Source organism: Pseudomonas sp. GL-RE-26, assembly GCF_019956275.1.
Classification (GTDB): Bacteria; Pseudomonadota; Gammaproteobacteria; order Pseudomonadales; family Pseudomonadaceae; genus Aquipseudomonas; species Aquipseudomonas grandcourensis.
This window is the reverse complement of the sequence record NZ_JAHBDI010000005.1, coordinates 148,669-174,451: the sequence shown is the minus strand read 5'-3', so window position 1 is coordinate 174,451 and position 25,783 is coordinate 148,669. Positions and strand designations below refer to the sequence as shown.

The window sequence follows — 25,783 nt, the reverse complement described above, 5'->3', positions numbered from 1 at the left end:
GGGGGGCGCGACAGGGGCCGGGTTCAGTTCGATGCCGCGATCCTTGAGCAGCTTCTCGGCCAGTTGCCCGGCGCGGGACAACACGTCGTGGAGCCCGGCAAAACTCGGCGCGTCATTGCCGAATAGCCTGTCGGCGGTGCTCTGCAGTTGCTGGCAGGCATTGAGGCTGGCGGCGATTTCGCTGGCCTTCTGGCGCAGGTGATCGGAGTCGGTCAGCACTACCGAGCGTTGGAATACCTCGGCGTTGATCTTGCCTTCGTCGAGGGCCGTGCGCATGGCCTGGGGGTTCTGCAATGCCAGGTTTTCGACGTGCCGGGATTCGTCATAACGCAGCAGGCCGTACTGTTGACCCTGGGTGATGGGCAGTCCGCCCACCACATCCGCCAGCGAGGTTTTCATCCACGCCAGGCGGGCAGCGCGTTCATCGACCCCGTCCTCGAGGGAAGGGAAGAGGCCGGTCCAGAAATTGTCCAGCAGGCGTTCGGCCAGGGTCAGGCCAAAGGTGATACCGGTGAAATGGTACTTGTGCGCCAAGGCTTCGCTGAGCCAGGCGACGAGCATCAGGTCCTTGCTCTGGCGAGCCAGGCCCTGGGCAGCCAGGGTGAGGGTCAGATCCCAGTCGGATGACTTCAGATCGGTTTGCCAGTCACCCTGGGTCAGGTAATCGGGGTCTGCTCGCCGTGCTTCTTTCACCTGATCGAACAAGGTGGAAAAGCTCAGGTCTTCGCCGCTCCCCTCATTGATGGGCGCGGTCAGTTCGGCCAGCGAAAGGTCGTTGAGAAATTCAGACATGGGAAACTCTGATCAGACTAAAAGAACACCGCGCCCGCCGGGCAGGCACGGTGCCGAAAACGAGCCGCTTGTACGGCCCGTCATTACTACGGTGTTATGCGAAAACCTTGTTCGCGGTGCGATCCCAGCCACCGGTGACGTTACCGCCGCCCTGGCCATCTGCACGGCTCTGCTGGGTGTAGGTGGTCTTGATGCGGGCGAAGTTGAAGCTGATTTCTTCGATCGGCAGATCGCCAACCGCTTTGTCTTCACCGTTCTGGCTGCCGCCAGCGACCGCTTTCACGGACGACACCACGACTTCTTCCAGGTTGATGGTCAGGTAGGTCACCTTGTCGCCACCGGCACGGTTCACGTTCAACTGGATCTTGGCGATGTGCGTGCCTTTGCAGCAGGCTTCGAACAGCTTGGCAGAAGCCTTGTCCACGGCTTTGCGGATGCTGAAGTCGCTCAACGCAACACGCTCCGACGAAGCACCGCCCGAAGAGCTGGCCGTCGCGGAAGTCGCCTGGGTTGCGCCGTACTCGTAGCCCAGCACTTCGATCCAATCCTTGTGTTTGTCGTCCAGAACTTCACCTGGAATGCCGTCGATCTGGATGTATGCGTCAAATGCCATTTCTATTTTCTCCTTACCTTCATTTAAAGGGATGTCACCTGCAAGCAGGTCGCAACCCTTCGTTTTAACCTCTTTGAATCGATCAACAGAGGTGTCTTATGCCGGCCCGGGCCTCTCGTCGAGATGACCCGGATACCGGTATTTCTACACAAGGCGCGCCTACTCAGTTGAGTGCCCGCACTTCGATTTCTACCCGCCGGTTAGGCTCAAGGCAGCGGATCAGCTGGGCCCTTGGCTGCTGCATATCGCACTTGACCAAGGGCTTGTTGCTGCCTTCGCCGACGGCTTCGACCAGCTCGCCGGGTACGCCTTTGCCCACCAGGTAGGTCTTGATGGTCTGTGCCCGTTGTTTGGAAACCTGCAGGTTGCCTTGGGGATCGCCGAGCTGATCGGCGTGCCCGGCGATGATGATTTTTCCGATGTTGGGGGTGCTCAGCAGCTTGCCGGCAATCGCGCTGAGCTGGCTTTGGCCTTCAGTCTTGAGGCTCTGGAAGTCCGCACGGGCGAAAGCGAACAGGGTGTCCGACTCCAGCGTGATGGTTTCGATCGAGCGCAACGACTGGGTCAGCAGGCTGTTGATGTAGTTGCGCGAGCTGGAGATCAGGAACGCGTTGTCGAGAATCCGTGGCACGTCCGGCTCGTGAATCTGGTCGCTGTAGAAATTGATCTGGCGGCTGGCGAATTCATAGTCCGAGGCGGCGACACTGGCGTTGCCGACCTGACGGGCAATCGCCGGGTACCAGTAATCCGGGATTTTCGCTTTCAGGAACCCAGGGTCGGCCTTTTCCCGTTGTGCGCGGGACAACATGACGTAGGTGTCCAGCGTCGCCTTGCCGAACTGCGCAATGGACTGCGCCCGATTGTCGTTGGGCAGGGCCTTGGGCTCGACGCTGTCCACGCCGGTCACGGGCATCAGCTCTTTGGCGTTGCGCTGATAGACCTTGAGGGTGGTCAGCAAGTACAACGAGCGGGTCAGGTTGTCGGCCGTGGGCTTGAGCATCACGCTTTCCAGCCGATCGAAATAGCGGCTGCGCACCAGTGGTTCTACCTTGTGCCCTTGATAGAGCCCCAGACGCATGCGCAGCGGCACGCCTTCGTCGTGGTGTTGCGCGTAGTAGTGCGCGGTCCAGAAGCGCAGGCGATCCAGGGTTTGCCAATCGGTGTACTGAGCGGGAACTGAGCGGTCGTCGACGCCAGCCTGAGTCAGTTCTGCCGAGAGACTCTGCAAGGTGTTCCTGTTGTTTACATACGACCAGCCCAACAAGCTGCACAGCAGCACCGCAACCAATCCGGCACCGCCGATCCAGGTCGCCCGGCGCCGACGTTCGTGGTGGTTGGTGGTGTACAACGCCACCAGGTGCTGGTCGGGAATGATGACTTTGCGGAACAGGCTGTTGATGAACAATGGGCGCGGTTGCGCGTGACCGTTGGCGATCTCCCGATCACCTTCCAGCGAAAAGCGCTCGGTCACCTGCCGTGCGTGTCCACCCAGTTCCGGCTGGTCTGCGTCCAGCGCGCTGGTGAAATAGAAGCCGCGCAGCAGTTCCGCACTTTGATAAGGGTTGGCGCGCAACAGGGCATCGACGAACAGTTGAAGCCGTGGCTTGAGGGCTGCCAGTTCCAGCGGGAAGCGATACACCGCCGAATCCTGCCGGGTGATCTGGATGTCCTGGGTGACCAGTTGCTGGCTCGCCACTTGTTGCCAATAGCTGACCAGCTCGTCCATCGCGATGCCGAAACGCTGGCCCCAGTCGGCTTGCTCATAGCCCTTGTGGGAGAAAGTCTTGCCCATGACTTCGCCGCGTGCGGTTTCATCGAGTTGGCGATAGAAGGGCGCAAAACCCGGCACCAGGTCGCATTTGGTGAACACCAGGTACACCGGCAACCGCACTTCCAGCAGGGCATGGGTTTCCTGGATGCGTTCGCGCAGGCGCTTGGCGATGCGCTCCTGATCTTCGAGCGAGGCTTGCAGGATGTCGTGGATGCTGACGGTGACGATCAGGCCGTTGAGTGGTCGGCGCTGGCGATGCTGGCGCAGCAGTTGCAGGAACGCGCGCCATTTGCCGGCCTCTTCCTGGTTGTTCATGTAGCGCCCGGCGGTGTCCAGCAGCACGGCTTCGGAGCTGAAGAACCAGTCGCAGTTGCGCGTGCCGCCCAGGCCAGCGACGCGCACACCTTCGCGCTCGGCGTAGGGGAAGTTGAGGCCCGACTGGTAGAGCATGGTGCTTTTGCCTGCCGCAGGCTGACCGACCACCAGGTACCAGGGCAGGGCATACAGCGCATCCTTGGGATTGCTGCCCCGTGGCTTGTTGCTGTGCAAGCGCTCGATGCTCTGCAACAGGCGCTCGCGCAACAGGCTGACTTCTTCGCGATCCGCCGGGCTCGCGTTCAACACCGCCTGATCGGCATCCTCGCGCAGCAGTCCTTCAAGGTTGTGATGCCGCGACACGCCCCGATAGAGCAGCAGCACATAACCGGCGGACAGCACCAGGAATACAGCGATGCCGGTCAGCAGGCTGTTGAGCGAACTGAAATCAAATGCACGCCCGATGCCCCACACCACGAAGATCGTGAGGAAAAAGCACACCCCCAGGATGTAGGGTTGATAGCGCAAGAAGTAGTACTTGATCTTGTTCATACAGGCTTCGAATCCAGGGCATCGACAAAACGGTCGATATCGTCACCCAGAGGGCGGTCGATTTCGGGAAAGGCGTGTGTGCGGTGGTGCTCGTCAAAGGCATCGAAGGACGCCAGCACGTCGTAGCTCTGCGAACGGTCACTGATGCCCGTCAGCACGCGGTAGGCGTCGCTGGTCTGGCGCGATGCAAAACAGATCAGCCGGGGACGCATGAAGTCGTCCGCCAGCAGGCTGATCTGCGGCACGGCGCGTTCCGGTGTCATTTGTGTCAGCCAGGTGACCCACAGATCGGCGGTCGGATTCTTCAGGCCTCTTTCCGCCGGCAAGGGCAGGGCGATGCCGATTGGCGTCGCGTGAGCCAGGTGCCTTCTCAGGGCCTGAAGACGGGTCAGCACGGCATTGGTGACGAACTCCGGGTAGGCGCCTTCGAGGGCGGTACTGATATCGCGCAGGTTGAAGTTCACCAGGAACTTGTCATGCACGCGCCGGAACAACTCGAAGTCCTGGCCTTGCAACGGGCGCAGGGCCTTGATGCGTTCGAACAGCACCGAGGTGCTTTCACCCTGGACGGCCATGTGCAGCAGTGGCCGGATCTGCCCGCTGAACAATTCACCCAGGGTGAACGGATTGACCAGAGGCTCGGCTTCACTGGCCTTGAGGGTCTGGAAAATGAAGAACGGATAGCGCCGTCCACTCGAATCCCTCGAGCTGATCAGCCCACCCAGTAACCAGTTGCCGCTGCGCGCGCGGTAGCTGAAAAAGCACAGCGGCAACCCGTCGAACAGCTCGCGCCAGTCGTCGCGATGCTGCAGGGCGGCCAGCGCCCCTTGCAGCCAGCTATCGAACTCGCAGACGTCGTCACCCGCACCTTGCAGACTGACGAAGTCCGGGCTCGCGGGCACCTTTCCGAAGCAGCCGATCATTGGCCGCAACCCTGCTTCAAGGCTCGGCGGCTCACAGCGCTTGACCTTCTTTGCTGTTGAGCGCGCTCAATGCCTTGACGTTGGCAAGGTCGGTCAACTTGACGCCGCCGTAGTTGCGCACGGCGAGGCTGACCGGGCCACTGCTGGTGTTCCAGCTGAAGCGCTGCTGGATGCCGTCAAGATCGCTGACCCGCGCGCTGTCGTTCATGCGCAGCAGACCCCAGCGGCCCGGGTAGTCGAACACCGTGATGCGCTCGCCGGTCAGGGTGACCACATCCAGGCGTGCGCCCGGCGTGGTGGTCGTGCCCGGCCACGAGAAGCGGCTCCAGCTGGTCTTGCCGTTGCGGTAGTGCTGCACCTGGCCATCGAGGGTGAAGATGATGTCGGTCAGGTTGGCGGAAGGTTCGAGCATGATCTCGAAGCCGTTGTCGCGGTCCGACAGGCTGGCGATCACCTGGCCCAACGAACTGGCCTTGTCGATGCTGTTGACCATGTTCGGGTTGACCAGCGGCGTTGCCTTGCTGTTGCTGCTCATCCCCAGGCCTTCGCCACCGGACAGATTGCCGATTTCGTTGCGCTTGAAGTTCGGCAGCAGCCCGGATTCCGGGTCGACGAAACGCTGTAGATCCTTGACCGAGGCTTCATTGCGGCTACCGGGCGCAATCGGGTAACGGTGCGCCATGACCTGCTCCCAGGGCTTGGCAATCTGCTGCGCCCAGGCCTTGGCAATCTGTTGGCCGGCCGGGTCGCGCAGGGTTTCCCAGGCAAACTGGATCGGCAGGCTGAACAGGCCCTGCAACGAATCGGACAGACCGCCCTGGCTGGTGTCGACGGTGGTCTCGACATAGTTGCGCACGCTGGTCACTTCACTTGGCAACCCTTCGAGGGTTTCGCTGATCAGCTGCTTGCTGCTCTTGCCAACGTCCTGGGAGCGCTGGATGTTGTTCATCCGCACTTTGAGTTTGCGCAAGGCCGCCAGGTAGCGGTCCATGATCGTGCTGTCGGCGCCTTCGGCGTTCTGCACCGCAAACACCCGCGACACTGGCTCGAAGCGTTTGGCCAGGCTGCCGTCGTCGACCGCCGGTAAAGGCGAAATCAACGTACTTGCCGATGAATTCTTTCCATCGAAGATCCCGGTGACGCTGCTCCAGAATCCGTCATCGGGCTTGATGCCCGCTGGCAGGGTTTCGCGGGGGGCAGGGACGTCCCATTGAGTGTTGTCGTTGATCGCCGCCAGGAGGATTTTCACCGGCGAGTTCTGCACGTCGCTGAGCAGCGACAGTTGCTGGGTCGCATTGGCCATGTCGGTGAAATGACGAACGCCGACGCTGTCGATGAAGGTGTACCAGGCTTGTGTGTAGTCGCGCTTGTAGCGCGTCATGAACTCACGGATGAAGTTGGCTTTCTGCACGATGCTGTCGCCGCCTTCGCCGTCGAGCACCCAGTCCGATTCATTTTGCAGGTTGCCCGACACCAGCTTGATCAGCTCGGGCTTGACGAACTGTTCCCAGCCCTGGCGGGTGAAAATCGCCGGGACCGCCTCGGTGCCGTACAGCAACTGACGGCCTGGCATCGGCACCAGGTCGCTCAAGCCCACGGCCGGGAACTGACGGCTGGATTCCAGTTGCAGACGCAGGTATTCACGGTCCACCAGCGAGCTGGAAATCATGAAGGACTTGAGGCTGTTGCGAGTTTCGCTGATCAGCTGCTCGTTACGCGACAAGGTCGGTGCCTGGCCATTCTTGAGCAATTGCACGTAGACCGGTGAGTTGTCCTGAATCACCGCGGTGCTGACAGGATTGTCGGCACTGGCGGTATTGGCCCAGGCCACCGGCAATGCAGCGCCGACGAACTCCGGATCTGGATGGGTGCCGGGTTGCGTGAGCATCAGGTAGAGCTTCAGCGCGTTGTAGGACTCGATGATGGACGCGACTTGGCGCTCATCCAGCCGGCCGAGCATTTCCTCGGACAACGACAGCCCGCCGGTGGTCGCCGACAAATCAGCGGCATCGCTCGCCGTGGCTGGGTTGCGCAGTGCCGTCAGCGCATCCCCCCGTGCCTTGTTGGCGGCACCCTTGGCGGCACCGGTCAGGCGGCTGGCCACATCACCGCCACTGCGCGGCAGGTTGTTCAAGCGCACTGGCAGTTTCTGGCCTTGCGCGCGGGCTTTGACCGGGTCGGCTTTGTTTGGCGCAGGCGCAAAGCTGTTCTGCGCGTCCATGGTCTTGGCGAACTCATTGAAGGCGCGCATCTGCAATTGCAGTTGCAAGGTGACCGGTTCCAGCGCCTGGGTGCGCAGTTGCTGCAAGTAGGCAGTCTGCGCGACGCGGTAGATGTCGTCACCACGATAGAGGCCCGCGCCGAGTTGCAGCGGCACACCTTTGGCACGGTACTTCTCGATGGCCGAGAGTTGATCGCGCAGCAGTTCCAGGCCCTGGCCCGAGGCGAGCAGCCCGGCACGGTCCGGGGACTGTTGCAGTTCGGTCAGTTGCTCGCGCAGTGTGGCCAGCCACTGACGGTTGTTCTGGAACGACAGGGCTTGCCAGCCAATGAACGCAACCCCGGCCAGCACCGCCAGGCCCAGCAGGGCAGGGCTGGCGGAGGTGTTCTTGCCCAGGCGCGACTGATAGAGGGTCAGGTCACGGTCCGGGAAGATCACCCGACGGAACGTATCGGTGATGAAGTAGCTGCGGTCGCTGATTTTCTTGCCGCTGCTTTGCTCCAGTTGCTCATGCTCCGCTTGCAAGGCAAACGACTCGGCCAGGTCGTCTTCATACACCTGGCTCAACTGCTGGTCGGTCTGCAAGGCGCTGGTGAAATACAGCCCGCGCAGCAACAGCGGCGCACCGTTGCGACCGCTCTCGGCGAAGTGCTGGAGAAACTGCTCCAGCACCCCCGACAGCTCGGCGAAATAGTTCGGGAAGTTCAGCAGGGCGCTGTTGGCATCGGCACCCAAGGCAATCATCTGGGCGTCGACGTGACGACGAATATGGCCGTGCAGGTTGGCCAGCTTGGCATCCAGCACCGGGCGCAGGCCCTGGTTGCGGATCTCGGACAAACCGAAGGTCATGCCCAGCGGTTGCTGGCGCTCGTTCAGGTCCAGGCCTTCAAACGCCTGGCTGAAGCCCGGCAGTTGATCGGTCTTGCTCAGCATCAGGTAGATCGGTGGACTGGCGTCCAGGCACTCGTTGTATTCCTCGATGCGCGACACCAGTTGTGCGGCCAGTTCGTTGCGCTCGGTGGCGCTACACGCCAGCAGTTCCGGCAGGCTCACCACCAACACAAAGCCGTTGACCGCGGCTTTGCTGCGCTGCTTTTTCAGCATGCGCAGGAAGGCGGCGAACTCGCTGGCCGACGGGTCGTCCCGCAGGTAACGGCCGGCCGTGTCGATCATCACGGCCTCGGGGCTGAAATACCAATCGCAATGCTGGGTGCCGCTCTCGGTGTCGTTGGCGCTGCTGGCAATGCTCGCGGACAGGCCGGAGCGGGTCAGCAACGAGGTCTTGCCCGCTGCCGACATGCCGATGACCAGGTACCACGGCAAATCATAAAGCGCCGACGAGCCGCCGCCACCGGCCGAGCGATCAGCGCGCAGCATCGCGATGGCGTGCTTGAGGCGTTCGCGCAGCACTTGCTGATCGCGGAATTCACCGGCGGATTTGAGCGAGCGATCGACTTCGATCTGCACCAGGTTTTCAAGGTTGTGCTCGGCGCGGATGCGCTTGTACTGACGCAGCACAATGATCAGCAGATAGAAGGCACTGACGATCGCCATCGCTTCCAGCGCATAACCGCGCAGCCAACTCACGTGCGGGGCCACGAACCAGCAGACCGCCAGGCTCGCCAGCCACAGGACGGGAACGAGGAACCAAAAACTTTTCAACGAACGCAATAATGTCTTCATGTCTTCCTGACTCGATTACCTGACCTGTTTTCAGGCACTGAACAGCTGGCTGATTTGTTCGGACAATGCGGCTACGTCTTTGGCCAGCAACCAGTCCAGCGTCAGGTAGACACCCGCGCAGACCAGCGCAATCAGCGCCAGGTAGAGCCACAGGGGAACCTCATGGCGCAGCATCTGCGAGACCTGGTCGGGCAACGCCCAGTCAGGCGAGAGGGCCTTGGGCGTCTTGCGAAAACGCGCGATGTCCTGGCCCAGGGTATTGGCCAGGTAGCGCAGCTGGTCCTTTTGCCCGAGGCTGAACTTGCCTTCGAAACCCAGGGCCAGACACAGGTGGTAAACCTCGAGCACATCGAGGTTCTGTTTGACGTCGCCACGCAGCGCATCGATTTTTTCGAAGAAGCCTTCGCCGGCCAGGTGCACGCCGAAATAGCGGAACTGCAGCGGCTGCAATTCAAAGTGCCGACGCAACTCGTTGTCCCCGGAGCGCAACACGCTTTCATCAAGGAACGCACACAGGGCGTACTGGGTGTCCTTCACCTGTTCAACGCTGTAGTTGGCGCCACGGGCATCGCGTTCCAGCGCCTTGAAGAAGGTATCGACGCTCGCCTCGAAGGCGCTGACCGAAGTCACCTGGCGACCCTTGCGCACGATCAGCGCCATGCTGATGAAGTCCTGCACCAGGTCTTTGAGTGTCGGTTTTTCACGGGCGGCCGCAACGGCGCCTTGCAGTACGGCTTCGGTCATTTGAGTACCGCCATCAGTTCAAGCTTGAGGTTGGTGAACGCGCTGGGCGCATAGAAAGAGATGGCCTGGGCACTCATCATTCGTTCGTAGACCCGACCATGGGGCTCGATGGAGAAGTAGTGATTGTCCAGTCGCACCGGAATCGCATTGGGCAGGCGGGTCGAATGATTGAGGGTGACCCCAGGCATGGCGCTGTTGACCACCACTTCGATGTCTTCCGGCGAGCCGACCTTGAACGCCCGAGGCACCAGTTCCAGCAGGCTCGCCCCCAGCATGTCGGCGTGCACGGAGATGTAGAAGTCCGCCTCCGCCAACCGTGGGTCGTGCAACTGCCCTTGCCAGTAGGAGGGTTTGGTCTGGGTCAGGTTGATCACCACACACTGGTTCGGCACCACGTTGTCGAGCAGCACGCGAATCATTTCGTCGAGCTTGACCAGCGAGGCCGCCGGGTCGTGGTGGTCGTACTCGGGGATGTCGTTGAGTTGGGTGTCCAGCGAGAACGTCAGCAATCCGCCGGCGAGTTCGGCCAGGAACAGATACAAGCGCTCGGGGTGCAAGCGCGGGTGCGCAAGCAGGTGCGCCAGGGCCGGGTGGGCACGGTTCACTGTGTTCAACAGCCAGAACAGGGTCACGTCGCTGGAGCCGAACTCGGCGATCTGATCCGCACGCTCGCGGCGACGGCCCGACAGCGCCTTGCTCTTGGATTGCAAGGCACCGAGCAAACGCTTGCCCAGTCCGATCAGGGTGTCGTGGGTGCCCAGGTGCAGCGTCGGGTGCACGAAATGCCCATCGAGGTTGAAACCGCCGATGTTGTTGCGCGACAGCCGGGCAATCGGGCACCAGGTGTAGCCATCGAGGTTGTCGCCGTCGATCAGCATCACCACGTTCAGGCGCAGGCTGGTGATTTCGTTTTCCAGGTCGCCTTCGTTGAGGTCCGGCAAGGTGTCGAACTGCTTGCGAAAGCGCCGCCCGGTTTTTTGCTCCTGGCCGTCTTCGACGTAGTTCAGGCCGAAAGGCTCAGGCAGTTTCAGCGCGGCGTAGACCTTCAGGTCGTTACCCTTGAGCAGGTCCTTCAAGTCCCGGGCGGCAGGCAGCGGATCGTGCTGCGGTGCGTCGAACAGGCTGCCGTCGGGAAACACCAGTTTCAGCCGCTTGAGCTGCAGGGAACCGGTGGCGAGGGCTTCCTCGTCCACTTCCAGCAACTGCACGCCCCAGTGAAAAGGCGTGTTGCGCAGGGTCGCCTGCGCCAGCTGATGCTGGTGGAACTCATCCTGATACTGGAAATGCTGTGGCAAAAGGAACATGCCTTCGGACCACATCACCCGGCTTTGCTTACTCATTGAGCGCCTTCCAATAATGAATTCAATTTCGAGTCCACGGCTTTTTGCGCGGAGGCACTCGCCTGGTCCTGGGCCTTCTGCACCACAGCGTCCTGCACACGGTCGGTCAGCGTGGGTTCGGCCGGTTGCTCAGCGGCTTTGGCCAGTTGTTCCTGGGTCTTGGGTTTGTCCAGCACGTCGACGCCGCTGACGGCCGACACGGTGTTGTTGTCCGCCAGCACCCGCAGGCCGTCGGAGGAGAACCAGATGCCGTCCTTGCGCAGGGAGTTGGCGTCAAACGCGACCTTCCAGCGACTGTTCTCATCAGTGCGGAAAAAAGCCGCGACGCCGACATAGCCGGCTGCTTTGTTCAGGGGCCACTTGTCGACTTGCCCCATGCCCGGCAACAAGGTGATTTCGCGGTTTTCCAGCAGGGTATTGCCGAGAGCCTTTTGCGGGTCGTCCCACAGCGAGTCGGCATCCACCGACGCAAAGCGCTCCAGCGATGTCAGCTGGTACACGCGCAGCACCACCGAAAGCGGCTTGCCGGCCGCGTCGGGATTGAGCTGGTTGCCGCCGTCGGACGTCAGGATGACTTTCTCGTTGTCGTCGAACAGCATGTCGCCGGCCCACGTGTCGTCGACCCGCTTGCCGACCCGGTCGGTGACGCCACAGGCGCTCAGTACCGCCATCATCACCACCGCCGTCAGGCATTTAGCCAACGCCGTCTTTTCGGGACGCTTCCCTGGATATCTCTTGTCCATGACCACTACCTGTAAATGCCCGATCAGTTCAGGCGATAGGCGAAATCGCCGTCGCTGCCCAACTCGATGTTCAAACTCTGAATCGGTTTGTCCTGCGCCATGCGCTCCAGGACCCGCTGGGCCAGTTCCGGCATCAGGGTCTTGGACAAAATGTTGTCGATGTTGCGGGCGCCGCTGTCGACTTCCGTGCAGCGCGAGGCAATGGCCTTGACCAGCGCCTCGTCATAGCTCAGGACGGCCTGATGATTGCGCTCGAAGCGCTGGCGAATGCGCGCAAGCTTGAGCGCGACGATGCGCTCCAGGATCGCGTCCTTGACCGGGTAGTAGGGGACGATGGTCAGGCGGCCGAGGAAGGCCGGCTTGAACACTTGGTTCAACTCGTCACGCAGCCCTTCGACGATGTCTTCCGGCGTCGGTTGTGGCTGCGCATTGAGGCACCACTGCATGATGCGGTCGGTCCCGGTGTTGGAAGTGAGGATGATCACGGTGTTGCGGAAGTTGATCTCGCGACCTTCGCCGTCATCCAGCACGCCTTTGTCGAACACCTGGAAAAACAGTTCGAGCACGTCCGGGTGGGCTTTTTCCACTTCATCGAGCAGCACCACGCTGTAGGGCTTGCGTCGCACGGCTTCGGTCAGCACGCCGCCCTCGCCATAGCCGACATAACCCGGTGGCGAACCCTTGAGGCTCGAAACCGTGTGGGCTTCCTGGTACTCGGACATGTTGATAGTGATGACGTTACGCTCGCCGCCGTACAGGGTGTCGGCCAGCGCCAATGCGGTTTCGGTCTTGCCGACGCCGCTCGGGCCGAGCAACAGAAACACGCCGATCGGTTTGTTCGGGTCTTCCATGCGAGCTCGGGAAATCTTGATGCGCTTGCCGATTTCCTGCAGTGCGTGGTCCTGGCCGAGCACACGCTCGCCCAGCAAAGCCGGCAGGCGCTGCACGGTTTCGATTTCGTTGCGCAGCATCTTGCCCAGCGGGATGCCGGTCCAGCCGGAGATCACTTCGCCGATGGTGCCGCCATCCACCAGGGCATGCACCAGCGGTTGCTCACCCTGGACGCTGGCCAGTTCGGCGCGCACCGCGGCAATCTCCTGGGTATCCGGTGCCTGGTTCTCCGGGTGGCTGAGGGCGCCGAGTTTTTCCACCAGTTGCAGCTCGCGTTGCCACTGTTGCTCGAGGGCATCGCGAGTCTGCTGTTCGCTCAGCAGTTCGGTGTTGAGGGTGGCCAGGCGTCGGGCATGGTCGCTGCCTTTGGCGGCTTCCTGCTGCAGTACCGAGATTTCCGCCTGCAAATTGTCGATCTGGCGTTTGCAGTCTTCCAGCGGCCCCGGCTGCGCCGATTGCCCGAGGGCGACCCGGGCACACGCGGTGTCCAGCACACTGACAGCCTTGTCCGGCAGTTGGCGCCCGGTGATGTAGCGATTGGACAGGCGCACGGCCTGCACCAGCGCTTCGTCCATCACCGTGACCTTGTGATGCTCCTGCATCTTGGCCAGCAGGCCGCGCAGCATGTGGATCGCCTTGTCTTCGTCCGGCTCTTCGACCTTCACCACCTGGAAGCGGCGGGCGAGGGCGGCATCTTTTTCGAAGTACTTCTTGTACTCGGCCCAGGTGGTCGCCGCGATGGTGCGCAGTTCGCCGCGAGCCAGGGCTGGCTTGAGCAGGTTGGCGGCATCGTTCTGCCCGGCCTGGCCACCGGAGCCGATCAGGGTGTGCGCTTCGTCGATGAACAGAATGATCGGGTGCAGGCTGCGCTTGGTTTCTTCGATGACTGACTTGAGGCGGTTTTCGAATTCGCCTTTCACCCCGGCTCCGGCCTGCAACAAACCGAGGTCCAGGGTATGGATGGCAACGCCCTTGAGCACCGACGGCACGTCCCCTTGCACGATGCGCAGGGCCAGGCCTTCGACCACGGCGGTTTTGCCGACGCCGGCCTCACCAGTGAGGATCGGGTTGTTCTGGCGGCGGCGGGTGAGGATGTCGACCATCTGCCGCACCTCGAACTCGCGACCGAGCACAGGGTCGATCCAGCCTTCGCGAGCGCTTTGCGTGAGGTTGATGGTGTATTGATCGAGGGCCGGGGTCTTGCCGTTGCCTTTGATCGGGCTGGTGCTGGCGACGTCCGCAGTGCCCAGCGGTTTGGCCAGGGCCGATTCGGCGCTGCCTTCCACCAAGGCGTTGAGGTTCAGGCGCAAATCGTCGGCGTTGATCTTCTCCAGCTCGGCCGCGCCCGCGATCACCACTCGGCGCAGTTCGTCGTCATCGAGCAACGCCTGCAACAGATGACCGGTGCGGATCTGCGCCTGGCCGAACTCGATCGACGCCAGCACCCATGCCTGCTCGATCATGCGGGTCAAGTGCGGCGACAGTGCCGGGGTGCGGGTGTTGCCCTTCTTGAACGTCCCCAGTGCCGTCACCAACTGCGCCTGCAGGCGCTCAGGCACCACGTCGTAATGCCGCAGGATGGCCGGCAGGTCGTTATCGTGGCTGCCCTGCAACTGCAACAGCAGGTGCTCGATTTCGACATCGTAGTGGTGTTCCGACAGGCACAGCGCCGCGGCGCTTTCGGTGGCGGTACGGCTGGTGTCGTTGAGCTTGGCGAACAGGGACTTCAGGTTCACAGGGAGACCCCATCAAAAGGAATGTGAAAGAGCGCGCAACGGGAGGGTTCCACGTCGACGCCTGGTCGTTTGAGCCAGCCGAGCCGGCCCAGCGAAAGGTTGCCCTGGCGACCCAGGCGGGCGACGGGTACGGACTGCGGTTTGAGCTTTGGCGCCAACTGGAAGTCGAGTTCCGCGCCGACATAGAAACGCACCAGTTCCACCAGCTTCTGGTAGTCCTCGGTGCCTGGCTGGAAGCGTTGATAGTCGCCCAGTTCCAGCGGGCCCATCTCGATGCGCACGCATGACTGGTAGTCCCAGACCCGATTGCCGGCGACGGCGCTTTGCCCGAGCACGGCGTTCTTGCGCCCTAGCTGCGCACATTGGCTGGCGTCGAGTTTCAGCCAGCGACCGGCAAACGGCTTGACCTTGAACGGCAGGGAAAAATAGAAGCTGAGCATCACTTCCAGGTTCAGCGCGTTGCGTGGTTTCTGGGCGAACAGGCCGGAGAAGTAGCTGAACAATTCACGGCGCAGGGGCGAGCCTTGTTTGTCGAATTTCTGCTTCTGCGCCTCGGGGCCGAAACCCACCAGATTGAGCAGGTAACGGTCGAAATCCGAGGTGCCGTTGCGTTCGTACTCGATGTAGAACTTGTACTTTTGCCAGGCCTCGTAGAACAGCGTGGTCATGCGGTGCGAAAAGATGTCGAGGAACGCGTGGGCCGCGTCGTCCCGGTACTGGATGTGTCGCTCGATCAACAGCTCGGTGTACGGGCGCGGCAACACGCCCGACGGCCCGACCAGCCCCATGAAGGTGACTTGCATCTCGGACAGCGGCAGGCCGGCCACGGAGACCTTGCCTTCACGCTCGAACTGCAGATCGCTGACTTCACTGGCCGGGAAGTTGAGCGACAGCTGCGAGCGAAAACGCAAAGGGTCTTCGTGCGGTCGGGTTTCCAGGTCCATACGCCCGGTTCTGCTGTAATGCAGGCGAAGCAAGCGCACCAACTGGAAAAACTCGAATCGGTGCGGCTCAGCCCGTGCCTGGTCGATCAGACCAGGGGTTGATCGCCGGTTCGCGGTGGCCATTGGACGACTCTCTTTTCGCGCTGCAAGGTGCGAAGGGTTAATTGGGTAAAACTGTTCATCGAGCAGTACTGACCAAAGAAGTGATCGAGCACCATGCCGAACAAAAACACACCGCTGCCGGTGTACTGGCTTTCATCGAAATTGAGGGTGATGCCGACGCCGCGCACGAAGTTTGGCCGCGGGTGGCCGATGCGTGCGACAACCGGCTCGCTGTTCACCGAGACAATGCCGTTGATCTGTTTGCGGATCGCCGACACGTTGCGATAGTTGTAGAGCGACAACAGTTCCAGCAGCACTTCGCGACCACGGGACACCAGCGACATGTGGTTCAGCGACAGGTGTGAAATCAGCCGCCAGATCACGCCGTTGCCCAGCGGTACGCGCGCGGTGGCGGTGGGCTTGCGCAGGCAGCGGATGTCCTTGATCACCGAGTTGCCCGGAATATTGAAATCGCCACGCTCGCCACCGAACGGCAACATCAGGGGCAGGTCACGGTTGCTGCAGGTCAGGCGGATGCTCAACGCATCGTTGTTGGACTCCATCAGCCCCAGCTCGCGATCCACCACCCGGATGAACACGTTCGAGCCGTCGCGCTGGCCGCTCTGTACCGCACGGCGCCGGGCAATCCAGAAGCTTTGGCCCGGGCCCTGATCGCCTCGGGGTTCGAAAAACGGATGGCAGGTGCCGACCTGATCGATGCCGCCGACCTTGCGCACCCGGCGTACGCGATCGATGGACACCACCTCGGCCGAACCTTGCAGGCGCACATCCGGCGTCACTGCGTATTCGTGCTGGGCGTGGGTCAACTTGATCGGCTCGGCCTGCTGGCGGAACAGGTTGATGATCGGCGTGCAATTGAGCTTGAAGTTATTGCGCCCGATGTTTTGCGTCAGGCGCGCCAGGCGGTCGCTCAGGTCGTAGTCGGAAAAGTAGAAATTGACTTCGACTTTCTCGACGACCTTGCCCGCCAGAATCCGCGCAAAACCCGACAGGTCGAAGAACATGAACTTGTCGGGGAAGGTGAAGTACTCGTGCAGCAGGCGGTAGCCGAGGAACGAGCGCTCGGAGTAGTCCACCAGGCCTTCGTCCAGACCATAACCGACGGCTTTCAAGGCGTTGGCCGGCAAGACGACTTCGCGGGTACGCCCCTGATCTTCGAAGGTCAGCGTGGCCTTGGCCAGGTTGTTGAACAGCAGTTCGTACAGTTGCAGCATCAACGTGCTTTCGCCGTCGAGGAAGAACCGCAGGCTGTCCAGTTCCAGCTTGCCGAACATCACGTCGGAGGTGGCCATCAGGCCGATGCGCAAGCGTGCGACCAGGTCAGCGCTGTGGCCGTTGAACGCCGAGCGTTCCATCTCGATGAACGATGCCTGTTGCACCGCCACCGGCCACAGCTCGACCGGGTAGCAGGTGCGGAATTTACACACCACGCCATCGATCGGGTTGGCGCTGAGTTCGGTATGCCGGGGCACGCGGAACGCTTCGGTGACTTTTTCCTGTTTGCCCAGGTTGAACTCGACGATCGACATCGACGGGGTAGGGCGCAGGTAATGCGGGTACAGCACTTCGAGAAACGACTCGACGATTTCCGGCAGCTCGTCGTCGAGTTTTTTATGCACCCGCGCCGACAGGAACGAGAACGCTTCGATCAGGCGCTCGGTATGCGGGTCTTCGCAGTTATCGCCCTCGATGAGCAACCGCGAAGCGATTTTCGGATACTGGCTCGCAAACTCCTGGCCCAAAAAGCGCAGGTGCGACAGTTCCTTTTCGTAATAGGGCAGCAGATCGTCGAGCATCAGTTGAGGTTCTGCACTTTGTATTCCTGGGTGTTGACCTGCAGCACCGCGTCGAAGGACACCTGACGGGTGACGTCTTGCAGGCGCAGGACCGCGTCCACGCGAAAGGTCAGCATGCGTTGGCCGGTCTGTTGGGCGAGCAGTTGCACTTTGACGCTGCGAAAGCGCCGGTCGCCGACCGTGATCGCTTTCTCCAGTTGCCGCTGGATCAGCAGGCGATCTTTCGGATCAAGCACGCTGCGGCTGGTGAAGTCCGGCATGCCGTAGTCGAGGATGCTGCCGCTCAGGTTGACGAAACCGTCCAGTTCGTTGGCGACCAGGGACTGGCGGGTGTTGACCAGGATTTCCAGGTCGCGAACGATGCTGGCCTTGTAATCGGCCAGCGAACACAAGCGCTGCGATGACGCTTCGATGGACTGATGCGGACGATCGTCCAGCAATCGGTCCAGCAGTGATGGCAACAGCTTGTGTTGACTGGTCATGGTGCCTCCCTGGCAATGTGCTCGATCAGCCGCGGGTCGATTGCGGCAATTCAGCGACCAGGCGCAATGAAGCGGTCAGCTCGTCCAGTTGGTAGTGCGGGCGCAGGTAGGTCACAGCCTTGTACACCCCCGGCTTGCCCGGTACTTCGAACACCTCGGCGCGGGCTTCGCGCAGCGGGAACTTGGCCTTGGCTTCCTGGCTGGCGGTGTCGTCCAGCAGCACGTAGCTCGACAGCCACTTGTTGAGGAACAGCTCGACGTCCTTGCGCGAAGCAAAGCTGCCGATCTTGTCGCGCATGATCGCCTTCATGTAGTGGGCGATGCGCGAGGTGGCGAAGATGTACTGCAACTGCGCGGAAAGCCGGGCGTTGGCGTTGGCGATGTCGGTGTTGTACTGCTTCTGCTTCTGCGCCGACTGGGTGCCGAAGAACGCGGCGTAGTCGGTGCCTTTGCAGTGCACCAGCGGAATGAAACCGAGGTCCGACAGCTCTTTTTCACGGCGGTCGGTGATGGCGATTTCGGTCGGGCACTTGAGGGCGATTTCACCGTCATCGGTCTTGAACGTGTGGGTCGGCAGACCTTCCACCAGGCCACCACCCTCGACACCACGGATCGCCACGCACCAGCCGTAACGGGAAAACGCATCGGTGACCCGGGTGCCCAGCGCGTAGGCGGCGTTCATCCACAGGTACTTGTTGTGGTCACGGCCATCGACGCTTTCGACGAAGTTGAATTCCTCGACCGGCGTGGTATCCGGGCCATAAGGCAGGCGACCGAGCACGTGGGGCAGGGTGAGGCCGACATAACGCGAGTCTTCGGAAGCGCGGAACGACTTCCACTTGGCGTATTCGACGGTGTCGAAAATCTTCGCCAGATCCCGTGGGCCGGACATGTCGGTGAACGAATCCCAGCCGAACAGCTCAGGCGAGGCCGCCGAGATGAACGGTGCGTGGGCGGCCGCGGCGACGTGGGAAATCTCTTCGAGCAGGTACATGTCTTCCGGGCTGCGGTTGAACTCGTAGTCACCCAGCAGCATGCCGAACGGTGCACCACCGAAGGTGCCGTATTCTTCTTCGTAGATCTTCTTGAACAGCGCGCTCTGGTCGAATTCGGAAGCGGCCTTGAGGTCGCGCACCAGGTCTTTCTTCGACGCATTGAGCAGGTGGATCTTCAGCGTGGTGCTGGTCTCGGTCTGGTCCACCTGATACTTCAGGCCGCGCCAGGACGCTTCCAGCTGCTGGAACTCACTGGCGTGCATGATCTCGTTCATCTGCTCGGAGAGCATCGCGTCGATCTCGGCGATGCGCGCATCGAGCACGGCGATCAGGTCCTTGCTCGGCGTCATTTCGCCTTCCAGGATCTGGTTGACCAATTCGCCGATCAGGTCGCGGGTACGGGTGCGCTCGGTCTCGGAACGGGCCACTCGGCTTTGCGAAATGATGCTGTCGAGCAACGAGGATTGCGCGGTGAAGCTGTCCACTTCAACCAGCGTGCTGTCCTGTTGAGTCACGGTTTGCTTGTCGTTCATCGTCAGGCTCCTACGCTTTGCCGTCGGTGGCTGGAACGGCGGCTTCGCGGCCGAATTCCTTGCCCAGGGTTTTCAACTTCTCGGTGTTCTGCAACACGTCCATCAGTAGCTCTTCGAGCTTGTCGTTGCCGCCCATCTTGTTGCGCAGGTCCGCCAGCTTGTTGCGCACTTCCAGCAGCTTGCGCAGCGGCTCGACCTGCTTGACCACGTTCTGTGGTTCGAAGTCTTCGAGGGCGTTGAAGTTGAGCTCGACGCCCAGTTGCGTGCCGTTCTTGGCCAGGGTGTTGTCGACGCGGTAGGTCAGGCGCGGCTTGATGCCCTTGAGCACGCCGTTGAAGTTGTCGCGGTCGATGAAAATGAACTTGCGGTCCTTGAGCTTCGGCAGCGGCTCCAGCGGGTTGCCGGAGAAATCGCCCAGCACACCGACGACAAAGGGCAGCTCTTTCTTTTCCTGAGCGTCACCGATATCCACGTCGTAGGTGATGTGGACCCGAGGCGCGCGAACGCGGTCGAGTTTGTGCTGGGTACTTTCCTTCTTCGCCATCGTGATCTCCTGTGCGAACAATTCGCTGCAAGTCGTTTGCGTGTCGGTTCAATGGGTGGCCGAGCGCGTTACATTCCTTCGATCGTCAGCAGCAGGCGCTGACGGATTTCATCGTTCATTTCCATGATGTTTTCAAAGCCCACCAACTCTTCGAAGCTGGTGTTGCCGGCAATCTGGGTGCTGCTGCGGATCACGGCCTCGTCGGGCAACTGCGAGCGAACCGGCGAGCTGATGACGCAGAAGGGCAGGTCGCCGAAGTCCTTCAAGCGTTCGAAACTGACGGGAAAACGCAGGCCTTCGAGCAGGCGGCTGATGCCGGGCGACTTGCTCAGGCAGTAGAACAACACGAGGTAATGCACCACGAAGCGGTACAGCTCGGCGCTGCTGCGATTGGGGTCTTTGATGACGGTACGAAAACGGGCCAGGTCGAACGAACTGAAGCCCACCACCCAGCGTACGGGGCTGGTGATGCGAATGGATTGGCCGCTTTGCGACAGCACCTTGTCGTACTCCAGCGCAAACAGTTGCGGAGTGGTGCTGAGCAGGTTGAGGGGCACTTCGAGTTCGTTGACCAGCTGGAACGGAGCGCCCGAGCCGATGCGGTCGTAGAGCTCCTTGAGTTCCTTGAAATGGTGCTGGGTCTCGCGCCCGCTGCTGCGTTGCGCACCCTGCAGGTACTCACCGAAAAACGCTTGCGGACGGATCAGCAAAGCCAGGGTCGCCAGATAGTCCGAAGCCTGCGCCTTGAGCGCATCGGAAATGGCCCGGGTCTGGCTTCGCAGCTTGATCAATGCTTCAACATCAAAAAACGTCTGAGTCATCGGTACATCGTCCTTGAACACTACGCGACGACTACCCGGATATACACGGGAGTGCGTGCGCAGCGACTAATTTCTCGATTGAACACCTGTTCACGAGTTGTGATCGCTGATGTTTGACATCAAAAAATCACACTGCCAGGAATCATTGGGAGTGCGATGCTGGCATATGGATATCGAGTTGCCAGTAACGTCGTGTATGGCAACAGGATGTGTAGGAAAGTTCCTACGCGGCGCGGATTTTTTCTTTTTTTTGATACATGTCGCAATGATGTCTTGTTGCCATCACTTGCTCGAACTGAATGCCGGAAGTGTCTGAAACCCAATTAATTCAATGGTTTCAGGTCGATAATGGATCCAATTTTTAATTGAAAAAAATTGAAAAAAGGTGAACCGGTTCACCCAAAGCCCGCTTGATGTTCCGCTGAGGAAAAGGTTGAAGGATAAGTGTCATATAACCGGCAAGGAAGTGATGGCATCTCAGGGGGGCGGGATATACAACGCATCCTTTCCATTGCTGAACGAGTGTTCGGGCAATATGGCGTTACATATCGTCGATATTTCTGTATAACGCGCCGGGTACGAGTGCGCCCCGTAACTTTCATGTCGGGCCGTGCAATAGCGTGAGGGCTTTCGGCCTTCGTTAAATGGAATTTATGCTCGCCACGGATGTAAGGCGACGCGACTATTGAGGCCCTGTCTCATGAGAACGTTGAAACTCATTGCCGTACTTATTCTCCTGCCACTTTGCCTGGGTTTGTTTGGTGTCTGGGAGTTACAACGCAGTACCGAGAGCATCACGGAGTTCGCGGATATCAACGCCGAACTGAGCGAGATGCGTGTTGAACTCCAAGCGATGGCTGCAAAGCCGGGATCGAGCTCGGCAATGGTCGATATCAATGGCAAGCGCATGAGTGTTGCCATGGCTCTATCGCGTATTACTGACGCCGAGCACGACCTGACCATCCTGCAACCGGTAAGTGCCGTGATGAGCAACCTGGCCAAAGGCGTCATCGTCCTCGGCCTGCTGGCCTCGCTGGTCGGCGTACTGGGGCTGTCGGGGTTGCGATGGGCAGGTGCCCGCGCGAGTCATTCCCGTGAACGATTGCTGCACACCTTCAGCCGGGTGAGCCGCCTGTTGCCGTACCTGCTGGTGGGGCACATCGTCGCCATGGGCGCGGCGGTGGCGGCCATCCTCGGTTTCGAAGGCCTGGGGTTGTGGCACATGGGGAAAATGGCCACCGGTGAATTCAAGCTGATGCTCATCGTGTTGATGCTGATGCTCGGTTTCCTGTATTCGATCTGGCAGATGGGCAAGCAGCTGCCGGTCATGCTGCGCATGTTCCAGTCCACGCCGATGAACGTTCTGGGCCAGGTGGTCACACCGCAACAGGCGCCGGCGCTGTGGGCCTATGTTCGCGAGCTGGCGGACCAGCTCGGCGCGCTGGCACCCGAGCACATCGTGCTGGGCATGACCGAAGGCTTTTACGTCACCTCCAGCGACGTCACCCTGCTCCCGGCAGGCACCGCGCTCAAAGGCCGCACCCTGCACGTGCCGATTCTGTACCTGGGCTTGCTCGATTCGGCAGAAACCGGCGCGGTCATCGGTCACGAACTGGCCCACTTCGCCGGTGCCGATACCGAGTTCAGCCTGCGTTTCGTACCGATCTATCAGGGTATCGGTCGCAGCCTCGGCGTGATTGCCGAAACCATGCTGCAAAGCGATTTGCTGCAACGCACGACGCTGTGGCCGGCGTTCATGCTCGGTGAGTATTTCATGGAGCGTTTCGATCACGCGGTGAACCATTGGAGCCGCGTGCGGGAGCTGGCGGCGGACGCGGCGGGCGCGAAGCTGACGGGGAATATCGCCATCGCTTCGGCCTTGGTGCGCATCTCTGCCATCGACCCCTTGTTGCAGCAGGGTGTATCGACCCATGTTGCCCGCGTGACCAACCCCAGTGCTGAATACGTGCTGACCGGCGACTTGCCAGGCAGCCTGGTGCAGGAGCTGGCCGCGCAGCCGCTGACCCTGCCCGAAGAGGAAATGGCAACCAGCCTGCCTCATCCGTCGGACACTCATCCCTCCAATCGCGAGCGGCTAGCGTCCCTGCAAGTCACGGTCGAAGAGGCCGTCAGCCGCGGCACCCGCCCGATTATCGCGGCACAAGCCTGCGCCGCGATGGATCACTATTTCGCCGATCCCCAGGCATTGCGTGCCCGCATTACCGAGGACTTTCTCGGCCACTACATGGAGCAGGATGCGGCGGTTGTGCAAGAGTTACGTAGCCATGCCAGCAATGCCACGGAGGAAGTCCGGCTACATGAAGGCGCACGATTGCGCGGGTGGATTACCCTGATTTGTTTCTCGTTTTTCATGTTGCTGGGCTTGGGCCTGCTGGTCTTGCCGTGGCTGTTGCCGCAGGCTTCAGGGAGTAACAAATCGATGATACTGGTCGCTGGTGGGGGGCTCGTCGTATTGATGGCATGCCTGCTGCCGTTCTCGTTGCGCTTGCTCAAGCGGGCGAACAAGACAGCGTTGTTGCTGACGCCCGAGCACTTCGTTTTTGCCAACCTCAAGGCACCACTGCCGATCCGGCACGTCGCTGATTTTGGTCTGCAAATGGGCCAGGGGCTGCACTTGAATCTGCTGCTGGAAGACGATGCTCCGATGCCTGAGTTGGCCTCGCGCTCGTTCTTTTCGCCTGATGCGAAGCTCGACAAGAAAAAGCGCTGGGTCCAGTTACAGTTGATTCAGTTCTGCCGGGACGACAAAAAGCTCAAGAATGAGCAATTGGCGGAACTGATCGGAACCTACCTCAATGCAGGCACTGCGCGACATCTGCTGCAGCAGCGATTTGAGCAGGCCTGAATGCTTTCAGCATTGGCAAGCGTGGGACGCCGGGTTCAATGGCTCCCTGCGCAAAGCTGATGAAGAACTGATAGCAGCCCTTGCAGTTCGTTGTTTTCGTCCAGCAAGGGTTTTGCGTTTTCATACAGAACAACGTCGTTGATTGAGCCCATGCCGCCGTACAGCGACATCAGTCGAGAAAACGCGTACGCCGTATCCTGGGGCAGCGCTAAGCTGCACTCCTCAAGTCTGTCTGCCCATTGCGGGTGGCCGAATGTCCTCAGCAGTTCTGCTGTTCGGGCAAGGGTCGTGGAGATCTTGCGGATGTCTTTCATGGTGACAGCCCTGAGCCGTTGTGTTTTCGGTGGGTCACTTATCAACGCTCACAACGCTGACGGAGCCATTGTGCCAATCGACCAAGTAGCTGACGCCATTCCAGTTACCAGCGATCAGCGCCGCGTTTTTGTCGCAGTGAAGGCTCATGTAGGGTTTATCGGCTTGTGTACCGTGGGGACTTTCCTGGATGTACCAAAGCACTGTTCCATGCCGCGATAGGGCAAGGATGTTTTTGTTGGAAATGACATTTGGTGGGGGCTCGATCAGGATCGCTAGCCTGTCGTCATGCGGCAAGGCGACGTTGACCGGGTGAGGCAGGTGAATGGGTTGATTCGCTATCCATAGGATTCCGTTGTCAACGCGGTACCACGTTTCGGTCATAACGTTACCTTTAGTGTTATCGATGAAGTCGCAGCAATGCTATGTGCGTGGAAGACTTTCCGGCGGCAATCCATTCGGCAGCTGAATCTTCAGGCCGCGTGCAATCTGAATGCCTATGTAGAAGGCATCCCCCAGTGCGCTGGCAAGTTCAGGATCGTCGGCTTCAAACTCCTTGCTGGCCCAAACGCCGATAGTCAATTGGTGCAACCGGGCTTTATCTTTTTCAACGCCCAGCAACACGTTCCTGATGAATTGCAATTGGATTAACGAGCTTGAGTAAATCTGGAACTCTGGACAGCCGTTGTATCTCAGGGCGGTGATGGCTATCGCATTGTCGATGTAGTCGAGGGCCGTTATCGGCGTTTTCAGAAGGCGGTCCTTCCCGGCTCCAGCGGTTTGATAGCTGCGCGACGCTACGTATTCATCAAACATACGAATCTGCACACCGGTCAGGGCGCAGTCTCGATCATAACCAACGTGTTTTCTATAGGTCAGGAATTGTTCTGATTCTGGTCCATGGGACAGCAGCGAAACAATCGCCGCACATTGCACGAGCCAATAAATTTCGAACGAAGATTCGGTGCCTCGACAATAACCAAGATCTGTCGCTTTGCCGTACAAGTCATGCGCCAGTTGGCTGGCGTAATCGCGGTTTATCGTGGTCTCTGAAGTCCCGTCGGCCGGGTCATTCGCTATGACGAAAACCCGATAACGCTGCAGCAGGAGGGCATCCACAAGCTTCAGGTCCGGGCAGGCGGGAGGCATCAGCGGCACAAAAACATCTGGCTCACGATTGATCGGCAGCCAGGACAGGTTCCTTTCCACTCGGGAAAGTGGCTTGTCCGCTTCGGTGTGGGGGGCTGCATCGACAACCTGCTCGGTGGGGGCGGGTGGAAGAGCGGTCTTTTGCCCGAAAAGGGTTTTCAAACGATGCAGTAGTTTTGACATGGGATATCCGTTCAAGGATTTTGATTTTGAGGACAGCGATCCAAAGGGCCGGAGTGACGGTTTGTCTTAGATAGCCGTTCCTCTATTGGTCCCCGGCTGCACAATCAGCAGATCATCCAGCTCTCCGCGGCGACAACTACCCTGACACCGGGGACACGACAAAGCGTCCCTTATGGCAAAAACGCCTTAATTCTCTTGGCGAGAAATTCGTAAAAATTGTTCGCATACAATAAGTTCTGCCCCGACGGGATTCTAATGAAAATCTGGCATTCTTCGCCGTTGTATGTGTCGTAGTCGAAGAAAAAAACCTCGCCCAAGTCGGTTTCGCTGATGACTACTTTTTTAGCGGTTGTTGATTTATGTTTGAGGCCATTGAGGTGCTGGAAAACTATATCTCCACCATTGATGTCTTCGAAGTCCATTCCATAGATGCTATATATTTCCTCCGTCCCGACTTCTCCTCCTGCATAATTGAGAAGGAACCATTTGTAGGATGCAGGCAGTTTATGGCGGATTTTTTTCTCGGCTTTTACCAGCCAGTCATCAGACACGGCGTCAGCGGGTGATCCAAACGCGGCGATATCCGGATGTTGTTTGATCAGGTTCTCTAGTTCAAGTAATGTTGGTTTATTCATTGCCTGTCTCGGACGTTGTTTTTTTTGTTTTTAAGTGAGGGTTTTTTGTCCGTAAATAGTCGTTTTGGATTCAGTT

The 25,783-nt window shown here is 60.0% G+C and carries 20 protein-coding genes; 1 reads left to right on the top strand and 19 read right to left on the bottom strand.

Features of this window, described 5'->3' with window-relative positions; genetic code table 11:
* From tssA to KGB07_RS04200, 15 genes are all read right to left on the bottom strand, one after another.
* Positions 1-792, bottom strand: a 792-nt coding sequence (tssA, locus tag KGB07_RS04270) for a type VI secretion system protein TssA (RefSeq protein ID WP_223464679.1), incomplete at its 3' end; no start/stop codon positions are given.
* A 94-nt stretch (positions 793-886) separates the two neighbouring features.
* Positions 887-1,405, bottom strand: a complete 519-nt coding sequence (locus tag KGB07_RS04265; RefSeq protein ID WP_007978712.1) for an Hcp family type VI secretion system effector — start codon at positions 1,403-1,405, stop codon at positions 887-889.
* Positions 1,406-1,568: 163 nt separating this feature from the next.
* The gene (tssM, locus tag KGB07_RS04260; protein ID WP_223464677.1) at positions 1,569-4,043 is read right to left on the bottom strand and encodes a type VI secretion system membrane subunit TssM; all 2,475 of its coding nucleotides are present in this window, start codon (positions 4,041-4,043) and stop codon (positions 1,569-1,571) included.
* On the bottom strand, positions 4,040-4,966 hold the full coding sequence (gene tagF / locus KGB07_RS04255; RefSeq protein ID WP_223464676.1) for a type VI secretion system-associated protein TagF: 927 nt from the start codon (positions 4,964-4,966) through the stop codon (positions 4,040-4,042). Before tagF ends, tssM begins: the two co-directional genes overlap by 4 nt.
* Before the next feature lie 31 nt (positions 4,967-4,997).
* Positions 4,998-8,870 carry a type VI secretion protein IcmF/TssM N-terminal domain-containing protein gene (locus tag KGB07_RS04250; protein ID WP_223464674.1) on the bottom strand — a complete coding sequence of 1,291 codons (3,873 nt, stop codon included), beginning with the start codon at positions 8,868-8,870 and terminating at the stop codon, positions 4,998-5,000.
* Positions 8,871-8,900: 30 nt separating this feature from the next.
* On the bottom strand, positions 8,901-9,614 hold the full coding sequence (icmH, locus tag KGB07_RS04245; protein ID WP_223464672.1) for a type IVB secretion system protein IcmH/DotU: 714 nt from the start codon (positions 9,612-9,614) through the stop codon (positions 8,901-8,903).
* Positions 9,611-10,954 carry a type VI secretion system baseplate subunit TssK gene (tssK, locus tag KGB07_RS04240; RefSeq protein ID WP_223464671.1) on the bottom strand — a complete coding sequence of 448 codons (1,344 nt, stop codon included), beginning with the start codon at positions 10,952-10,954 and terminating at the stop codon, positions 9,611-9,613. The genes icmH and tssK overlap by 4 nt, the downstream gene beginning before the upstream one ends.
* On the bottom strand, positions 10,951-11,697 hold the full coding sequence (gene tssJ, locus KGB07_RS04235) for a type VI secretion system lipoprotein TssJ (protein ID WP_223464669.1): 747 nt from the start codon (positions 11,695-11,697) through the stop codon (positions 10,951-10,953). Before tssJ ends, tssK begins: the two co-directional genes overlap by 4 nt.
* 23 nt (positions 11,698-11,720) lie before the next feature.
* Positions 11,721-14,324: a type VI secretion system ATPase TssH gene (gene tssH / locus KGB07_RS04230; RefSeq protein WP_223464667.1), complete on the bottom strand. Its 2,604-nt coding sequence runs from the start codon at positions 14,322-14,324 to the stop codon at positions 11,721-11,723.
* The gene (gene tssG, locus KGB07_RS04225; protein ID WP_223464664.1) at positions 14,321-15,391 is read right to left on the bottom strand and encodes a type VI secretion system baseplate subunit TssG; all 1,071 of its coding nucleotides are present in this window, start codon (positions 15,389-15,391) and stop codon (positions 14,321-14,323) included. The genes tssH and tssG overlap by 4 nt, the downstream gene beginning before the upstream one ends.
* Entirely contained in the window at positions 15,355-17,187 is a 1,833-nt protein-coding gene (tssF, locus tag KGB07_RS04220; RefSeq protein WP_223464662.1) for a type VI secretion system baseplate subunit TssF, read from the bottom strand. The genes tssG and tssF overlap by 37 nt, the downstream gene beginning before the upstream one ends.
* Positions 17,187-17,669 carry a type VI secretion system baseplate subunit TssE gene (gene tssE, locus KGB07_RS04215; RefSeq protein ID WP_034150988.1) on the bottom strand — a complete coding sequence of 161 codons (483 nt, stop codon included), beginning with the start codon at positions 17,667-17,669 and terminating at the stop codon, positions 17,187-17,189. The genes tssF and tssE overlap by 1 nt, the downstream gene beginning before the upstream one ends.
* 25 nt (positions 17,670-17,694) lie before the next feature.
* Complete coding sequence (gene tssC, locus KGB07_RS04210) at positions 17,695-19,197, bottom strand: type VI secretion system contractile sheath large subunit (protein WP_056723981.1); 1,503 nt, start codon at positions 19,195-19,197, stop codon at positions 17,695-17,697.
* 10 nt (positions 19,198-19,207) lie between these two features.
* On the bottom strand, positions 19,208-19,741 hold the full coding sequence (tssB, locus tag KGB07_RS04205) for a type VI secretion system contractile sheath small subunit (protein WP_007978739.1): 534 nt from the start codon (positions 19,739-19,741) through the stop codon (positions 19,208-19,210).
* Positions 19,742-19,809: 68 nt separating this feature from the next.
* On the bottom strand, positions 19,810-20,562 hold the full coding sequence (locus KGB07_RS04200) for a hypothetical protein (RefSeq protein ID WP_046042535.1): 753 nt from the start codon (positions 20,560-20,562) through the stop codon (positions 19,810-19,812).
* A 700-nt stretch (positions 20,563-21,262) separates the two neighbouring features.
* Between KGB07_RS04200 and KGB07_RS04195 the strand changes: the two genes are divergently transcribed.
* Positions 21,263-23,428, top strand: coding sequence for a M48 family metallopeptidase (locus tag KGB07_RS04195; protein WP_223464660.1), 2,166 nt, complete (start codon positions 21,263-21,265; stop codon positions 23,426-23,428).
* A 35-nt stretch (positions 23,429-23,463) separates the two neighbouring features.
* On the opposite strand, the gene KGB07_RS04190 is transcribed toward KGB07_RS04195, so the two are convergent.
* The 4 genes from KGB07_RS04190 to KGB07_RS04175 all read right to left on the bottom strand — a co-directional run bounded on the left by KGB07_RS04190 (position 23,464) and on the right by KGB07_RS04175 (position 25,707).
* Positions 23,464-23,742, bottom strand: coding sequence for a DUF6966 domain-containing protein (locus KGB07_RS04190; RefSeq protein WP_223464658.1), 279 nt, complete (start codon positions 23,740-23,742; stop codon positions 23,464-23,466).
* Positions 23,743-23,776: 34 nt separating this feature from the next.
* The gene (locus KGB07_RS04185) at positions 23,777-24,124 is read right to left on the bottom strand and encodes a hypothetical protein (RefSeq protein WP_223464656.1); all 348 of its coding nucleotides are present in this window, start codon (positions 24,122-24,124) and stop codon (positions 23,777-23,779) included.
* Positions 24,125-24,163: 39 nt separating this feature from the next.
* Positions 24,164-25,072 (bottom strand): immunity protein Tsi6 family protein, encoded by a 909-nt coding sequence (locus tag KGB07_RS29570; RefSeq protein ID WP_317850405.1) that lies wholly within the window; start codon positions 25,070-25,072, stop codon positions 24,164-24,166.
* Positions 25,073-25,242: 170 nt separating this feature from the next.
* Positions 25,243-25,707, bottom strand: coding sequence for an SMI1/KNR4 family protein (locus KGB07_RS04175; RefSeq protein ID WP_046042531.1), 465 nt, complete (start codon positions 25,705-25,707; stop codon positions 25,243-25,245).
* Between the last annotated feature and the right edge of the window lie 76 nt (positions 25,708-25,783).

What these genes read in the sequence shown, in the direction of transcription:
- KGB07_RS29570 (WP_317850405.1), bottom strand. Translation starts at nt 25,072, where the DNA reads ATGTCAAAACTACTGCATCGTTTGAAAACCCTTTTCGGGCAAAAGACC.
- tssG (WP_223464664.1), bottom strand. Translation starts at nt 15,391, where the DNA reads ATGGCCACCGCGAACCGGCGATCAACCCCTGGTCTGATCGACCAGGCA.
- KGB07_RS04250 (WP_223464674.1), bottom strand. Translation starts at nt 8,870, where the DNA reads ATGAAGACATTATTGCGTTCGTTGAAAAGTTTTTGGTTCCTCGTTCCC.
- KGB07_RS04190 (WP_223464658.1), bottom strand. Translation starts at nt 23,742, where the DNA reads ATGAAAGACATCCGCAAGATCTCCACGACCCTTGCCCGAACAGCAGAA.
- tagF (WP_223464676.1), bottom strand. Translation starts at nt 4,966, where the DNA reads ATGATCGGCTGCTTCGGAAAGGTGCCCGCGAGCCCGGACTTCGTCAGT.
- tssJ (WP_223464669.1), bottom strand. Translation starts at nt 11,697, where the DNA reads ATGGACAAGAGATATCCAGGGAAGCGTCCCGAAAAGACGGCGTTGGCT.
- KGB07_RS04185 (WP_223464656.1), bottom strand. Translation starts at nt 24,124, where the DNA reads ATGACCGAAACGTGGTACCGCGTTGACAACGGAATCCTATGGATAGCG.
- tssK (WP_223464671.1), bottom strand. Translation starts at nt 10,954, where the DNA reads ATGAGTAAGCAAAGCCGGGTGATGTGGTCCGAAGGCATGTTCCTTTTG.
- tssF (WP_223464662.1), bottom strand. Translation starts at nt 17,187, where the DNA reads ATGCTCGACGATCTGCTGCCCTATTACGAAAAGGAACTGTCGCACCTG.
- KGB07_RS04195 (WP_223464660.1), top strand. Translation starts at nt 21,263, where the DNA reads ATGAGAACGTTGAAACTCATTGCCGTACTTATTCTCCTGCCACTTTGC.
- tssB (WP_007978739.1), bottom strand. Translation starts at nt 19,741, where the DNA reads ATGGCGAAGAAGGAAAGTACCCAGCACAAACTCGACCGCGTTCGCGCG.
- tssE (WP_034150988.1), bottom strand. Translation starts at nt 17,669, where the DNA reads ATGACCAGTCAACACAAGCTGTTGCCATCACTGCTGGACCGATTGCTG.
- KGB07_RS04265 (WP_007978712.1), bottom strand. Translation starts at nt 1,405, where the DNA reads ATGGCATTTGACGCATACATCCAGATCGACGGCATTCCAGGTGAAGTT.
- KGB07_RS04175 (WP_046042531.1), bottom strand. Translation starts at nt 25,707, where the DNA reads ATGAATAAACCAACATTACTTGAACTAGAGAACCTGATCAAACAACAT.
- KGB07_RS04200 (WP_046042535.1), bottom strand. Translation starts at nt 20,562, where the DNA reads ATGACTCAGACGTTTTTTGATGTTGAAGCATTGATCAAGCTGCGAAGC.
- tssM (WP_223464677.1), bottom strand. Translation starts at nt 4,043, where the DNA reads ATGAACAAGATCAAGTACTACTTCTTGCGCTATCAACCCTACATCCTG.
- tssC (WP_056723981.1), bottom strand. Translation starts at nt 19,197, where the DNA reads ATGAACGACAAGCAAACCGTGACTCAACAGGACAGCACGCTGGTTGAA.
- icmH (WP_223464672.1), bottom strand. Translation starts at nt 9,614, where the DNA reads ATGACCGAAGCCGTACTGCAAGGCGCCGTTGCGGCCGCCCGTGAAAAA.